General features: G+C 62.8%; 15 protein-coding genes. 9 read left to right on the top strand and 6 right to left on the bottom strand.

The window, feature by feature from the left end; translation table 11 throughout:
* Positions 1–90 precede the first annotated feature (90 nt).
* Together soxR and NJH59_RS18080 are read left to right on the top strand one after the other, a co-directional pair.
* Positions 91–543, top strand: coding sequence for a redox-sensitive transcriptional activator SoxR (gene soxR / locus NJH59_RS18085; RefSeq protein ID WP_054914623.1), 453 nt, complete (start codon positions 91–93; stop codon positions 541–543).
* Positions 544–831: 288 nt separating this feature from the next.
* A complete protein-coding gene (locus tag NJH59_RS18080) occupies positions 832–999 on the top strand; it encodes a hypothetical protein (RefSeq protein WP_158255587.1) in 168 nt (55 codons plus the stop codon).
* Here the strand turns inward: NJH59_RS18080 and NJH59_RS18075 are convergent.
* Together NJH59_RS18075 and NJH59_RS18070 are read right to left on the bottom strand one after the other, a co-directional pair.
* Positions 987–1,787, bottom strand: a complete 801-nt coding sequence (locus NJH59_RS18075) for an aminoglycoside phosphotransferase family protein (protein WP_253087128.1) — start codon at positions 1,785–1,787, stop codon at positions 987–989. The genes NJH59_RS18080 and NJH59_RS18075 overlap by 13 nt on opposite strands.
* Positions 1,780–2,394 carry a hypothetical protein gene (locus tag NJH59_RS18070; protein ID WP_123752547.1) on the bottom strand — a complete coding sequence of 205 codons (615 nt, stop codon included), beginning with the start codon at positions 2,392–2,394 and terminating at the stop codon, positions 1,780–1,782. Before NJH59_RS18070 ends, NJH59_RS18075 begins: the two co-directional genes overlap by 8 nt.
* Before the next feature lie 217 nt (positions 2,395–2,611).
* Between NJH59_RS18070 and NJH59_RS18065 the strand changes: the two genes are divergently transcribed.
* A complete protein-coding gene (locus tag NJH59_RS18065) occupies positions 2,612–3,301 on the top strand; it encodes a B3/4 domain-containing protein (RefSeq protein ID WP_104572342.1) in 690 nt (229 codons plus the stop codon).
* A gap of 17 nt (positions 3,302–3,318) precedes the next feature.
* Here NJH59_RS18065 and NJH59_RS18060 read toward each other — a convergent pair whose 3' ends face one another.
* The 4 genes from NJH59_RS18060 to NJH59_RS18045 form a co-directional block, all read right to left on the bottom strand.
* A complete protein-coding gene (locus NJH59_RS18060; RefSeq protein WP_043861400.1) occupies positions 3,319–3,804 on the bottom strand; it encodes an ATP-binding protein in 486 nt (161 codons plus the stop codon).
* A gap of 69 nt (positions 3,805–3,873) precedes the next feature.
* Positions 3,874–4,305, bottom strand: coding sequence for a carboxymuconolactone decarboxylase family protein (locus tag NJH59_RS18055; protein WP_043861401.1), 432 nt, complete (start codon positions 4,303–4,305; stop codon positions 3,874–3,876).
* A 27-nt stretch (positions 4,306–4,332) separates the two neighbouring features.
* Positions 4,333–4,953 carry an NAD(P)H-dependent oxidoreductase gene (locus tag NJH59_RS18050; RefSeq protein ID WP_253087127.1) on the bottom strand — a complete coding sequence of 207 codons (621 nt, stop codon included), beginning with the start codon at positions 4,951–4,953 and terminating at the stop codon, positions 4,333–4,335.
* Complete coding sequence (locus tag NJH59_RS18045; RefSeq protein ID WP_253087126.1) at positions 4,950–5,396, bottom strand: GNAT family N-acetyltransferase; 447 nt, start codon at positions 5,394–5,396, stop codon at positions 4,950–4,952. The genes NJH59_RS18050 and NJH59_RS18045 overlap by 4 nt, the downstream gene beginning before the upstream one ends.
* Before the next feature lie 89 nt (positions 5,397–5,485).
* Between NJH59_RS18045 and NJH59_RS18040 the strand changes: the two genes are divergently transcribed.
* From NJH59_RS18040 to NJH59_RS18015, 6 genes are all read left to right on the top strand, one after another.
* Positions 5,486–6,883, top strand: coding sequence for a PLP-dependent aminotransferase family protein (locus NJH59_RS18040; RefSeq protein ID WP_058540087.1), 1,398 nt, complete (start codon positions 5,486–5,488; stop codon positions 6,881–6,883).
* A gap of 95 nt (positions 6,884–6,978) precedes the next feature.
* Positions 6,979–7,848: an AraC family transcriptional regulator gene (locus NJH59_RS18035; protein WP_253087125.1), complete on the top strand. Its 870-nt coding sequence runs from the start codon at positions 6,979–6,981 to the stop codon at positions 7,846–7,848.
* A 208-nt stretch (positions 7,849–8,056) separates the two neighbouring features.
* Positions 8,057–9,061 carry a sensor domain-containing diguanylate cyclase gene (locus NJH59_RS18030; RefSeq protein ID WP_253087124.1) on the top strand — a complete coding sequence of 335 codons (1,005 nt, stop codon included), beginning with the start codon at positions 8,057–8,059 and terminating at the stop codon, positions 9,059–9,061.
* Positions 9,062–9,271: 210 nt separating this feature from the next.
* The gene (locus NJH59_RS18025; protein ID WP_253087123.1) at positions 9,272–9,640 is read left to right on the top strand and encodes a hypothetical protein; all 369 of its coding nucleotides are present in this window, start codon (positions 9,272–9,274) and stop codon (positions 9,638–9,640) included.
* Positions 9,641–10,171: 531 nt separating this feature from the next.
* Positions 10,172–10,480 carry a DUF3077 domain-containing protein gene (locus NJH59_RS18020; RefSeq protein ID WP_078480308.1) on the top strand — a complete coding sequence of 103 codons (309 nt, stop codon included), beginning with the start codon at positions 10,172–10,174 and terminating at the stop codon, positions 10,478–10,480.
* A gap of 344 nt (positions 10,481–10,824) precedes the next feature.
* The gene (locus tag NJH59_RS18015; protein WP_253087161.1) at positions 10,825–13,260 is read left to right on the top strand and encodes a membrane-bound PQQ-dependent dehydrogenase, glucose/quinate/shikimate family; all 2,436 of its coding nucleotides are present in this window, start codon (positions 10,825–10,827) and stop codon (positions 13,258–13,260) included.

The raw sequence follows: 13,260 nt of genomic DNA, 5'->3' as shown, positions 1-13,260 counted from the left end.
GGCACGGCAAAGCGGTTGCAGGAAAGATCGGGCCGGACTATAAAACCTCAACTTAACTTGAGGTCAACACACGTGGCGGCAGAAAAGACGATGGATGGTGCGCGCTCGCTCACCATCGGCGAGGTGGCCAGGCGCAGTGGCGTGCCGATTTCCACCTTGCACTTCTACGAGTCCAAGGGGTTGATCGCCAGCACGCGCAATGCCGGCAACCAGCGGCGATTTCCGGCGTTGGTGCTGCGCAGCATCGCGATCATCAAGGTAGCGCAGCGCACCGGGATTCCGCTGGAAGAGATCAAGCATGCGATGAGCCGCTACCCGCCCAACAGCAAATTGACGGCGGCGCAGTGGGGTGAGATGTCATCGGCCTGGCGCGAGAACCTGAATGCGCGCATCCGGACGCTGGAGGCATTGAGGGATAGCCTGGACAACTGCATCGGTTGTGGCTGCCTGTCGCTGGATGATTGCCCGTTGCGCAACCCGGGGGATGCGCTGGGGCAGGATGGACCGGGGCCGAGGATTCTGGAAGGGGCTGCCGAGGGTTAGGCGCGAGGGTTGCGGGTGGTCTGGCTGATGCACCGTGCACGCAGGTTCTGCGACCGCTTCGCGCTCGTTCGCCAGCAATGCTGGCTCCTACAACCCTGTGGCTTCTGCCCGGAGGGCGTAGGAGCGGGCCTTGCCCCGCGAACTGGCGCGCAGCGCCAGCAAAACCTGCGAACGCGATCTGGCTGATGCACCGCACACGCAGGTTCTGCGACCGCTTCGCGCTCGTTCGCCAGCAATGCTGGCTCCTACAGCGCTGGGGCTTCTGCCCGAAGGGCGTAGGAGCGGGCCTTGCCCCGCGAACTGGCGCGCAGCGCCAGCAAAACCTGCAAACGCGATCTGGCTGATGCATCGCGCACGATCGTCGGCCAGCAGCAGCCCACCTGCACGCCTGTGGTTTCAAACGGAGCGACAGCGCTCCATCAATCGACCCGCATGGAGCGCAGTCACTCCATATAACCAAGCCCCGCTGCGGCCAGTTTCGCCACCTCAAGGGTGCCGCCCGGCGGTTGATGGTCTTCGAGCAGCCAGCTGACCGACAGGCCCGTCCACGCGAGCACCCACTGCAACAACCGACGAGGTTCCATGCCGCTGGCCTTGGCGACGATCTCGACCCGGTGCGCGAAGCGCCCCGGTACCAGCCCCTGCTCACCATCGGGATTGCAGAAAATGTTCGCGTAATCGAAGCCCCGCTCGCCATACAGCCCCTTGGGGTCGATGGCGAGCCAGCCGGCTGCGCCGAAATCGAGCACGTTGCCGTGGTGGATGTCGCCATGCAGTACCCCCACATCGCGCGGCGCGGCCAGCAGTTCGCGGGCGGTGCTGGCGCAGTGCAGCAGAAGACCGCCGTGCCTGTCGGCCCCGTGCCACAACCCCTCGAACCACTGCTCCAGTGGCACCAGAGCGGGCATGGGCGTGGCGCGCGGTGCGTGCAGGCGGGCGGCAACCGCGCAAAGGATGCGCGTGGCCTGCTCGTCGTGCCCGTCCTTGACCATCTGCGTCAGTGCATCCGTACCTTGCGCGCGCACCATAAGAAGGGCTTGGCCGTCGTGAGCCAGTACCGGCGCTGCCCCCTCGCCCTGCCACCACGCCATGAGCAGGCTCCCCGCCTGTTCTTCGGCAACGTGCGAAATCTTCAGCATGGCTGGCCTGCCCTGCTGGCGCACCGGCAGCAGGGTGCCGTTCAGCGAGTCGAACGGCTCGCCATCGACAGTCAGTTGCCAGCGCTTGAGATAGTCGTCAAACATGCCGTGGCCTGGGTAGCGAGGCGATCATCTGGTCAAAGGCCTCCAGCGCATAGCGCCCTTCCAGGCGCTGCAACGTGGGCAACTGCGCGGGCAAACCGAATTGCACCCTGCCAGGCAGCACCTGCTCGATGGCGCCGTACCAGTTCAGCACTGCTTCCTGCAGGCGCACGTGCAGCTCGAACCTGCTGCGCCGACGCGTGCTGTCGGCCCGGGCCCGCTCCCGTGCCAGCTGCGGGTCGATGCGCGCAACCAGGTAGGCGTCGGCAAAACCGATGCTCCCTTGAGCGAAGGTCTGGCGGGTAGCGTCCAGTTCCACCTGCCAGTCGCGCTCACTGGCCTCGCCGATCTGCCACAGGCTCCAGATGTAATGCAGCTTGAGCGGGTCGCTGTCGCATACGGCCCGCGAACGGCGCTGCTCCATGGCCAGCGCCGCCTGCCAGCGATCGACGTTGCGTTCGGCCCAGAACGCAGCCGCCCCGAACGGATCTGCCGCGCGATCGGGCTCGTTCTCAAAACGCCCGTTTTCGGCAATCAACTGTTGCTCGGCGTGACTTGTGCACCAGGTGGTCTTGCCACTGGCGCTGATACCTTCGACTACCACAATCATTGCAACTGCCACTCCGTTGAACAGGGCTTGCTGCAAAGCCCAAAACCGGCCGACATCATACAAGCCGCCGAGCGTGTGCAATACACAGGTGCGTGCGCCACCCCATCTGCAGGATAAGAAGAACTGATAAGGCATGAGGCCTAATCATTGGATCTGATACGGCTCACCGTTCAAGAATGCGCACCTGTTCTGCTCCCCCTGCCTTCTGGAGAAATACATGTCGTTTGTCGTGCCTGTTCTTGACCCGCAGATTGCAGAGATAGCACCTGGGTTCCGTGCCATGAGCATCTGCGTCAAAGCCACGCCGATCACCCGGCCCGAGGTGGCGACCAACGCCCTGACGCAGGCCTGTGAGGCGGTCACGGCCGGCGCCCCGGACTGGGCAGAGGCGCACCTTGCGGCATGGGCACACACCTTCCGGCTGTTCGGCGCCAAGCCGCAGCGCACGCCGTGCTCGGCCGAGGCACTGCGCAAGCGCGTGCTGCGCGACGCCGTGCTGCCGAGCATCGACCCCATTGTCGACCTGTACAACGCCATCAGCCTCAGGTTCGCCGTGCCGGTCGGCGGCGAGAATTTCGCTGCCTACATAGGTGTGCCGCATTTGACCGTTGCCACCGGTACGGAGCTGTTCGACACCATCAAGGACGGCAGCGCCGCCAACGAATCGCCCGACAAGGGTGAAGTGATCTGGCGCGACGACCTGGGTGTGACGTGTCGGCGCTGGAACTGGCGCCAGGGAACCCGAACGCGCCTGGACGCCGATGCAGAACAGATGTGGTTCATCCTCGAAAGCCTGCCTGCAATGCCCCTGGAGGCACTGCAAGCCGCGGCTGACGAACTGGGCACCGGGCTTTTGCAGATGATGCCGGGTGCCACGATCGACCGGCAGTTGATCGAACTCTACTGAGTTGCGCGCGCCGAGGGTCAGAGCCGGTGAACGCTGATCTTGACCCCCTCCTCGGGGTCGGGCACCCGAAAGTGGCTGGTGATCAGATCGAACTCGGCGTCGGTCGCGGCGAACTCATGCTCGGCGCGGCCGTTGCGAAGGTGCAGCCTGGCCCGGCAAGTCTCATCGCTTGCCTCGATGTAGTGAACGCAGTGCGGCACCTGTGCGGCGTCGGCCAGGGCGCGCAGCCATTGGCGATCGGCAGGCGTGTTGGCCGGAAAGTCCAGCACCACGCTGGTGCCCGCCCTGAGCATGTCGGTAACCAGCGGCCCCATCACCGCCCGCACCTGGCGGGCAAGGCGCACGTAGTCGGCCACCGAGTGGATCTGCTGCGGGTACAGCCTGGAGAGCCAGTGATCCTCACTCAGCAAGATCGCCGCGTGTTCGGTTGCCAGGGCCTTGGCCAGTGTCGACTTGCCGGAGGCGATCTTGCCGCACATCAGATGAAGCGTCGGGGTGACCATGGCATTGTCCTGATTGATGAACCGCCATGATGCCGTGCCGGCGCTTGCACCCACAACAGTAGAACGCGCTCAGAGGTTCATGCCGATGGCCAGCCGGTTGAACGCATTCATCAACGCCACGGCCAAGGTCAGGTCGGAAATCTCGACGTCGGAAAAATGCGCTTTCAAGGGCTCGTACAACGCATCGGGGGCGCCCTTTTCGCTGACGTGGGTCAGCGTCTCGGCCCAGGCCAGTGCGGCGCGCTCGCGCTCGTTGAACAGCCCACTGATGCGCCAGCCGGCCAGGCAATCGAGCTTGGCTTGCGCCACCTCGCTGTCACGCAGGGTTTGCGAATGCTTGCCCAGGCAGAAGGCACAGCCGTTGATCTGCGAAATGCGCAGGTACACCAGTTCGATCAATGGCAGGCCCAGAGAACTGGCGGCCAGTGCGTTGTTGGTGGCGAGCAGGCCTTGGTAGGCCTCAGGCGACAGGGAAGCGAACGGCAGTCTGAGTTGGCTCATGGTGAAACTCCAGTGAAGTGAAAGGGATCAGGCGCAAACCTGTGGGTTGAACAAGGGCTCCAGCGCCAGGCGCGCGCGGCCGGCGTCGATTGCGCTACGCACCGCCTGCTCGCTGCCCACCAGGCCCTGCAGGTAGGTGAAGTGCAGGTCGAACAGCCCGAGGGTGTTGAGTACATGGCGCAGGTACGGCGTGAGAAAGTCTGGTTGGCGCGCCGCCTCGCCCTGGTGAATGCCACCGGAGCCCACCAGCACGTACACCGGGCGGTCGCGCAGCAAACCGACCTTGCCCTGCGGGCCGGCACTGAAGGTGCGGTGAATGCGCAACACGTAGTCGATCCACAGCTTGAGCGCGGCCGGCAGCATGAAGTTGTGCATAGGCGTTGCAATCAGCAGCACATCGCTGCGCTCCAGTTCCTGGATCAACGCCTCGGACACCTCGAAAGTGGGTGCGTCGAATGGCGTGCGGGTGGTCAGGGCGCGGGCGTAATCGGTATCGAGCGGGGGCAGCGGGCTCGCGCCCAGATCACGCTCGATCAGTTGCAGCTCGGGGTGGCGCCGGCGCAAGGTGGCGGCCAGCTCCAGCGCCAGTTGATTGGCATGGGACACCGCCCCATGCGGGCTGGCGTTTAGCAGCAGTACGTTGTTCATTGCGGGCTCCCCGGCTTAAGGCTCTGGGTGAAGTGCATGCCACGGGCCAGCAGCCCCTGGCGAAAATAGAAGCGCTGGGCCAGCGGCATGTGCAGGCCGGTATCCAGCACGAAGTGATCGCAACCGCGCTGCAGCGCCTCGTCACGCACGGTGCTCAGCAACTGCGCGCCCAGGCCGCCGCGTTGCAGGTCGGGGCTTACCACCAGGTCATCGACATAGATGAAGCGCCCGTACAACAGGTTTTCCAGCGGACGGTAGCCCGCCAGGCCCACCACCTGTTCACCCTCCCATGCTGCCAGCAAGCGATAGCCTTGGGCGGCCTGGCGCTGCAGTTGCGCAACATAGTCGGCCAGGTCGGTGAGGTGCGGGCGCAGTACACGCATCAGTTCAAAGCTGGCTTCAAAGGCTGCGTGGCTTTCGAGGTGTTGAAGGGTGTAGGCCATGGTCGTCGTCCGCTTTTCAAGAGCGCCCACTTTAAGCAAGCAATGGCTTAAGCTACAGGGCCGAAAAATGAATAAACGACTAGGCCAAGATGCTTTCCTTCGAACTGGACCGCAGCCAGCAGGCGCCGATCTATCGCCAGCTCTACCAGCGCTTTCGCGAATCCATCGCCGACGGCCGCCTGCGCCCAGGTGATCGCGTACCGGCCGTTCGTGCCCTGGCCGCCGAGCTGAACCTGGCGCGGGGCACCGTGGAGGCGGCCTACCAGTTGTTGATCGGCGAAGGCTACCTGATGGCGCGCGGCGCCGCCGGCACGGTGGTCACCCCGCAACTGACCCCGGTTGCCCCACCCCAGCTAGGCCCTGGCGTATCCGCCAGCACCTACCCGACCACCCATTCCGGCGAGCTGCCACTGCCCTTGCAGATGGGCCTGCCGGCCCTGGACGCCTTCCCGCGCAAGCTGTGGACCCGGCTGGCCGGCCGGCAACTGCGTCAAGGCGGCCTGGAAAGCCTGGTGTACCCGGACCCACGCGGCCACGCACCGCTACGGGCGGCGATTGCCACTTACCTGGGCATCTCGCGGGGCATCACCTGCCGCCCCGAGCAGGTGTTCGTGTGCGCCGGCTATCGCGCCTGCCTCGACCTGATTTGCCATACGCTGATGCAGCCGGGCGACCGCTGCTGGCTCGAGGAACCCGGCTACTTCATGGCCCGCAACGCCCTGCAGGAAGCCGGCGCGCAGCTGGTGCCCGTCAGCGTGGACGACCAGGGCCTGGATGTGGAACAGGGCATCGCCCGCGCGGTGGATGCGCGCTTTGCCGTGGTCACCCCCACCCACCAGAGCCCGCTGGGCGTGTCGCTGTCGCTGCCGCGCCGGCTGGCGCTGCTGGCGTGGGCCAACCGGCAAGGCAGCTGGATCATCGAGGACGACTACGACAGCGAATACCGTTATCGCGGCAAGCCCCTGCCCGCCCTCAAGAGCCTCGACCAGCAGGGCCGCGTGCTCTACACCGGCACCTTCAGCAAGGTGCTGTTCCCCGGATTGCGTCTGGCCTACCTGGTGGTGCCGGCGCAGCAATGCGAGGCCTTCGCCCGCCAGGCCGACCGGCTGCACAACCACTGCCCTCACCTGCTGCAGGCCACCGTGGCGGCGTTTATCAACGAAGGCCACTTTGCGCGGCACCTGAACAAGATGCGCAATCTGTACGCCCGGCGCCGGCAATGGCTGATCGAGGCATTGCAGCAGCAGTTGGGCGAGCGTTTGCTGATCGATACCCAGGCAGGCGGCATGCACCTGGTAGCCGGTTTGCCCGGCGTGGACGATGTAAAACTGGCCAAGCGCGCACGGGCCGCCGGGCTGGCGGTGGAGCCGCTATCGCAGTGGTACCTGGCAGGTGCGCCCAGGCACGGGCTGGTAATGGGGTTTACCAATGTTGCCAGTGCACAGCAGGCGGCGATGGTGGCGCGGGAACTGGCTCGGCTTGCATAGGGGCAGCAACCCCTATCAGAGCAAACCCGGCTAGGCACGACGAGGGGGCAAAGGCGGATGCTATTGCTCACCGCATCTTCAGGAGGTTTTGTTCGGTGACCGACTCAAGCAACAGCCATGCCTACGCAAAACGGTTCGACGCCGTACTCGCCTATATCGATACCTGCCTCGAGGGCGATCTCTCGGTGAATGCACTGAGCCGCGTCGCCAACTTCTCGGTGTTTCATTTTCACCGGCAATTCACGGCGTATGTAGGCGTGCCGGTTGCACAGTATGTGCAGTTGATGAGGCTTCGGCGCGCTGCGCATCAACTGGTCGGTTCACCGGGTCAGTCCGTGCTGGAGACAGCACTGGGTGCTGGCTTCGAAAGCCCCGAGGCCTTTTCAAGGGCGTTCAGGCGCGCCTTTGGCATGGCGCCGAGTGCGTTCGCCAAGGCACCGAGCTGGCAGGTCTGGAATGCGGTCTTCGTTGTCCCTCACTTTTCCAGGAGTATCACCATGCAGATCCGTATCGTGACGTTCGCCGAAACCCGCGTGGCGGCGCTTGAACATTGCGGGGCGCCCGGCCTCGTCAGTCAAAGCGTCAGTCGTTTTCGTCAGTGGCGCATGCAGAGCGGTCAGTCGCCAGTGGCCGTGAGCCGCTCGTTTGGCATCCCCTATGACAATCCCGATACCACGCCCGCAGAGGCCTTCAGGTTCGCGATTTGCGGCGAGATAGACGAGGCCGTGCTGCCCAACGAATTCGGCGTGCATGAACGGATCATCCCGGCTGGGCGTTGCGCCGTGATTCGCCATACGGGGTCGCCTGACTACATCGGGGAAACCATCTACCCGCTTTACCGCGACTGGCTACCCTCCAGTAACGAAGAACTACGCGATCACCCATTGTTCTTCCATTACCTGAGCGTGTTTCCCGAAACACCGCAGGATCAATGGCAGACGGATATCTACGTTCCGTTGAAATAGGCGAAGCTGGCGTGTGAAACGGGTTGCCGCTCGGTGGGTGAGTTGCTGGCCGAGCGGCCGTTGGCGGCCAGGCAGAATACGAAGGGCTTTCAGCGTGCCCGCAACCTCTTCCATGTCGCCATGTACCGACCCATGGCTCGGTACGCAGTACTTGCCCTGCCAGTGCTGCTAAAGTGGCTTATCCATAGGGTTCCGAGGGCTATCGTGTATGTCCGATGCAAGCGAGCTTGTCAATGACAGTGAGGTGTACAGAACCCTTCTGGAGTCGACCAAGGCGATTCCCTGGAAGATTGACTGGGCCTCGATGAAGTTCACCTACATCGGCCCTCAGATCGAGGCGTTGCTGGGCTGGAGCCCTGAAAGTTGGGTGAGCGTGGAAGACTGGGCCATGCGCATGCATGCAGAAGATCGCGAGCATGTGGTGAACTTCTGCGTGACGCAATCCAAGGCTGGCGTGGACCACGAGGCGGACTACCGAGCGCTGACCAAGGACAACGGCTATGTGTGGATCCGCGACGTTGTGCACGTGGTGCGCAATGACAGGGGCGAAGTCGAAGCACTGATCGGCTTCATGTTCGACATCAGCGAACGCAAGAAGACCGAAGACCAGTTGCTGAGTTTGCAGAAGGAACTGGAGGTGCTCTCGTTCAAGGACGGCCTGACGAATATCGCCAACCGTCGTCGCTTCGACAGCTGTTTCGAGTTGGAGTGGGAACGTGCGCGCCGCGAGCGCCGGCCATTGTCGCTGCTGTTGCTGGACGTCGATTTTTTCAAGCAGTACAACGATTTGTACGGCCATATTCAAGGCGACAAATGTTTGATAGCGATTGCCCAGACGCTGAGTTTGGCGTTGGATGGCCCACGCGACCTTGTGGCTCGCTATGGCGGCGAAGAATTTATCGTGCTGCTGCCCGAAGCCGATGCCGAGGTGGCGCGTAAAGTGGCTGAGCGCTGCCAGCGGTTGATCCACAAGCAGTCCATCGTGCATGCGCTATCGCCACATGACCACCGCCTGACTGTCAGCATAGGCGCAGGCTCGGTGGTGCCAGGCGAGCGGGACAGGCCTACAGACTTCATCAAAGCCGTGGACCAGCAGCTCTATTCGGCTAAAAACAACGGACGGCACCGCATTGAGTATGTGCAGTTGGAGGGGTTGTCGGGCTGTTCAGCAGTTGAAGGTGCAGAAGAACAAACAACTGCCCGTCCTTCATAGAGGGTCATCAGCAGCCACGGTGATGCTGGAGAAAACGCAGCGGCGAGTGCGATTCGAGATTACTGGGCAAACACGGTCTCGGCCGTCGCTAACGGACCCAAGGCTGCCGGTGGTTAACGGCCGCAATCGGCCAGAAGCGGACTGTAGACAGATAGCTGGCATTCCTACGCTGGCATTCTAGTAATCTCACAACGCTAAAAAGGAACATTCATGTTGGTCATTCAAATTGATCGGGATAGCGTGCATGCAGGGGATGATCTGGAAAGTCATAGGACATCAATCAGGCTTGATCCAGCAGTAACACTGCGCGCTTTGTTCGAAGCGATCCAAGGTATGGGTTACCTGCCTGACATCAGTGGAGGCAAGGCGACGTGGATTGTTTGTTCGTCTGGCAAACACATAGGTGTTTTAGCTCAGCAATGGCCAGAAACTAAATTGTTAATCCCCGCCGAGAGCCTCCTGAGTCGGTATTTTGGGGATACCGAACCTCGCCTTCTGTTCAGATATTGGTGCCAGGCAGATCCAGACCATGTCTTTTCACAGATCAAAGCTGGAAATGAACCGCCGTCTCGATTTTAGGACTGGCGGGGGCTACCTACTGATCCAGAAGCTAATATGCCTGCTTTGGGTTGTCGCGGCCTGTTGCAAAGGTGGGCTACCGATCGATAGCTGCATCCTTTCGTTATCAGAATCAGATCGAAGGCTCACACCGTTTTTCAAACGCATTGCACTCTTTACGCACTAAGCCATTGATCTTAAACGCAGCATAGGTCGGGATAGCGGGTGCACCAGCGCCGAGATGGAAGCCCCTCCACTTCCCCCGATTCAAAACCTTGAATGCCCACCCAAACCCCGTTACCCTTTCCGAGCCGCTGTAAATCCAGCGGTCGGGTTTAGCAGCCTGTCAAAAAATTCAAGGTGCACAAAGCGCCCGTTTCTCGTTCAACTGGCGCTTTTTTATCGCCCGTTGTCTCGTGTTATGGCGGTTGTGCGTGGGGCGCACTCGTGCGCGCCGGGTTCCTTGATCCCTGGTCTGCTAACCCGCGTACAGCTGCCACCCTTTCGTTTAGCAGCGATGAGTGACAGCTCCACTGATCAAGGAGCAGCACAATGACAAAAATCGTCCCCGATCCCCCACTAACCACCACCCGCCGCAAACCCGTCTACACCGCCTTCGGCTGTTGCAACGGCAATCACCCTCCCCTGTTTTCCGTGTGCGAAGGCATCGAGCTGGAAGACGCGCTGGTCCACCTGTCGCTACAGATCCAATGCGCCAAGGACACCACCGCCCAAGCCTGCGAACGCGCCGACGAGCAGTTCAAGACGCTGCTGATCGCCGCACAACAATCGCTGGAAATGAGCAACGTGCTGATCGACAGCGTGCTGGACGCCATGGAAGCAAACGCGGCACCGCAGTAACGACGAAACACACGGGCCGCACACGCGGCCTACCGACCGTCCCCATTGTTACTGTTTCCCCAACAATGCTTTTCGACCTTGAGCATTTATCCGCCCCGCCTCGCCCGCCTAAACTGGCCACCGTTTTCAGGCAGCCCTACCGCGCCGACTCCGCAAAGGCCACCCCAACGCCAACACCCTTTCCCAGAGCCTTCGGCGCCCCCCGTATCGAATGATCGCGCACGCCCTTGCGCGCTGATCGCCACGCCCCCCGGGTTCGACCTTTACCGCTGCCGACTGAATGCCTTGACCCCTGCGCAGAGCCTGCGTGCACTTTCCATTGACTAACGGAACGTATGAAAAAAATGACGGATGACCATCAACCGCAAACTCGGAAGTTTGCACTCGGCACCACCGCAAGGGTGCTGTTTGCCCTGCTGGTGCTGCTCGTATCGCTGGCGATGATCTACGGCGGCTTCAAACTGGTAGCACTCGATGGCTCGCCTTACTACCTGATCGCAGGCGTTGCATACCTGCTGCTGGCAGCGCTGATGTTCCTGCGCAAAAGCGCCGGCATCGCCCTTTCGGTAGCCATCGCCCTGGCAACCTGTGTGTGGGCATTCTACGAAGTCGGCCAGTTCAGCTACTGGGAGCTGCTGCCACGCCTGGTGGTACCGGCAATCATCCTGACCCTCAGCCTGTGGGTCGGCGCAGCCTTGCCCGGCACCTCGGCAAGCACCCGACGCCTGGCCAACCGCTTCGGCTTTGCGGTGTTCGCGGGGCTGATCGCGACCTTCGTGGCGGCGTTCTACCCGCACGGTGCAATCTCCACCCCGCTCGCCTCCACGGCCAAGCCTGCGCCGACCGAAGCCCCCGCCGCGCCGGAAAACTGGGAGTTCTTCGGCCGCAACGCCTCGGGCACGCGCTTTGCGCCGTTCAGCCAGATCACCCCGGCGAACGTCAAGGACCTGCAAGTGGCCTGGATCTACCGCACCGGCCGCAGAACCACGGGCGCCGGTGCCGGCGTGGACGAGAACACCCCGCTGCAGATCGGCAACGTGCTGTATTCATGCACGCCAGAAAACCTGATCACCGCCCTCGACGCCGACACGGGCAAGCCGATCTGGAAGTTCGACCCGCACGCGCGCAGCGCCGAGCACGTGACGTGCCGCGGCGTGGGCTACCACGACATCGACAAGGACGACAGCCTGAGCGCCGAGCTCAAGGCCTCGTATGGCGAGCAGCAGTGCCGCCAGCGCATCCTGGTGTCGTCGGTCGACGCCCGCCTGTTTGCACTGGACGCACACACCGGCACCCTGTGCCCGAGCTTTGGCGACAACGGTTATGTCGACCTGAAAAAAGGCATGGGCCCCACCGAGAACAGCAAGCGCTACCACCCCACCTCCCTGCCCGTGGTAATGGGCCACCTCACCGTGGTCGGCGGCTGGGTGCGCGACATCGTCGCCAAGGAGCCGTCGGGCGCCGTGCGTGCCTTCGACGTGGTGACCGGTGCGCTGGTGTGGGCCTGGGACATCGGTGCGCCTGAAGGCCAGGACGCAACCGCCAGCGACCACCAGTTCACCCTGGAAACCCCCAACGTGTGGACCGTGCCCACCTACGACAAGGCACTGAACCTGGTGTACCTGCCCACCGGCAACGGCCCGCCCGACTACTGGGGTGGCGACCGCAACCAGGCCAAGGAAAAGTACGGCTCGGCCGTGGTGGCCGTCGATGCCTCGACCGGCAAGGCCAAGTGGGTGTACCAGACCGTGCACCACGACGTGTGGGACTACGACCTGCCCTCGCAACCGGTGCTGTACGACATCAAGAACGCCCAGGGCGAAAAGACCCCGGTGCTGATCCAGACCACCAAGACCGGCAACATCTTCGTGCTGGACCGCCGCACCGGCCAGCCGGTGACTGAAGTTCAGGAGCTGCCCGTACCGACATCCCCCGCCGCCGAAGGCGAACACCTGGCACCGACCCAACCGCACTCGGTGGGCATGCCGGTGATTGGTGCCGAGCCCCTGACCGAGAAGTCCATGTGGGGCGTGAGCACCTTCGACCAGCTGTACTGCCGCATCATGTTCAAGGACTCGGTGTATGTGGGCCCCTTCACCCCGCCGACCGAAAAGCCCTACATCGAATGGCCGGGCCTGCTGGGTGGCATGAACTGGGGTGGCATCTCCATCGACGAAAACACCGGCATGATGTTCGTCAACGACATGCGCGTACCGCTGCGCATGGCGCTGGTCACCAAGGAAAACACCAGCAAGTTCAAGGTTTCCACCGATGAGGTGCCGGGCTTCATGGGCACGATTCGCCCACAAGTGGCGGGCATCTATGGCGGGGTAAAAATCGACATCCTGCAATCCCCCCTGGGCGTGCCGTGCAACACCCCGCCGTTCGGCAGCATGAGCGCCATCGACCTGAACACCCAGAAACTGGTGTGGCAGGTACCGCTGGGCACCGTGCAGGACACCGGCCCCCTGGGCCTCAAGACCCACCTGCCGATCCCGCTGGGCATGCCGACGCTGGGCGGCCCTACCTCGACCGCCTCGGGGCTGGTGTTCTTTGCCGGCACCCAGGACTACTACCTGCGGGCCCTGGACTCGGCCACCGGCAAAGAGGTGTGGAAAGCCCGCCTGCCGGTAGGTGCAGTGGCAGCGCCGTTGATCTACCAGTCGCCGGCGACCGGCAAGCAGTATGTGGTGATCTCGGCGGGCGGCATGAGCCATTCGCCTGATGTGGGCGACTACATCATTGCCTATGCGTTGCCCGACGGTACTGAACAGCAGTAA

The organism is Pseudomonas sp. VE 267-6A, from assembly GCF_024126555.1.
Taxonomy (GTDB): Bacteria; Pseudomonadota; Gammaproteobacteria; order Pseudomonadales; family Pseudomonadaceae; genus Aquipseudomonas; species Aquipseudomonas palmensis.
The sequence above is the reverse complement of the archived record's forward strand: the minus strand, read 5'-3'. Positions and strand labels throughout refer to the sequence as shown.

What these genes read in the sequence shown, in the direction of transcription:
- soxR (WP_054914623.1), top strand. Translation starts at nt 91, where the DNA reads ATGGATGGTGCGCGCTCGCTCACCATCGGCGAGGTGGCCAGGCGCAGT.
- NJH59_RS18075 (WP_253087128.1), bottom strand. Translation starts at nt 1,787, where the DNA reads ATGTTTGACGACTATCTCAAGCGCTGGCAACTGACTGTCGATGGCGAG.
- NJH59_RS18070 (WP_123752547.1), bottom strand. Translation starts at nt 2,394, where the DNA reads ATGATTGTGGTAGTCGAAGGTATCAGCGCCAGTGGCAAGACCACCTGG.
- NJH59_RS18065 (WP_104572342.1), top strand. Translation starts at nt 2,612, where the DNA reads ATGTCGTTTGTCGTGCCTGTTCTTGACCCGCAGATTGCAGAGATAGCA.
- NJH59_RS18060 (WP_043861400.1), bottom strand. Translation starts at nt 3,804, where the DNA reads ATGGTCACCCCGACGCTTCATCTGATGTGCGGCAAGATCGCCTCCGGC.
- NJH59_RS18055 (WP_043861401.1), bottom strand. Translation starts at nt 4,305, where the DNA reads ATGAGCCAACTCAGACTGCCGTTCGCTTCCCTGTCGCCTGAGGCCTAC.
- NJH59_RS18050 (WP_253087127.1), bottom strand. Translation starts at nt 4,953, where the DNA reads ATGAACAACGTACTGCTGCTAAACGCCAGCCCGCATGGGGCGGTGTCC.
- NJH59_RS18045 (WP_253087126.1), bottom strand. Translation starts at nt 5,396, where the DNA reads ATGGCCTACACCCTTCAACACCTCGAAAGCCACGCAGCCTTTGAAGCC.
- NJH59_RS18040 (WP_058540087.1), top strand. Translation starts at nt 5,486, where the DNA reads ATGCTTTCCTTCGAACTGGACCGCAGCCAGCAGGCGCCGATCTATCGC.
- NJH59_RS18030 (WP_253087124.1), top strand. Translation starts at nt 8,057, where the DNA reads ATGTCCGATGCAAGCGAGCTTGTCAATGACAGTGAGGTGTACAGAACC.
- NJH59_RS18025 (WP_253087123.1), top strand. Translation starts at nt 9,272, where the DNA reads ATGTTGGTCATTCAAATTGATCGGGATAGCGTGCATGCAGGGGATGAT.
- NJH59_RS18020 (WP_078480308.1), top strand. Translation starts at nt 10,172, where the DNA reads ATGACAAAAATCGTCCCCGATCCCCCACTAACCACCACCCGCCGCAAA.
- NJH59_RS18015 (WP_253087161.1), top strand. Translation starts at nt 10,825, where the DNA reads ATGACGGATGACCATCAACCGCAAACTCGGAAGTTTGCACTCGGCACC.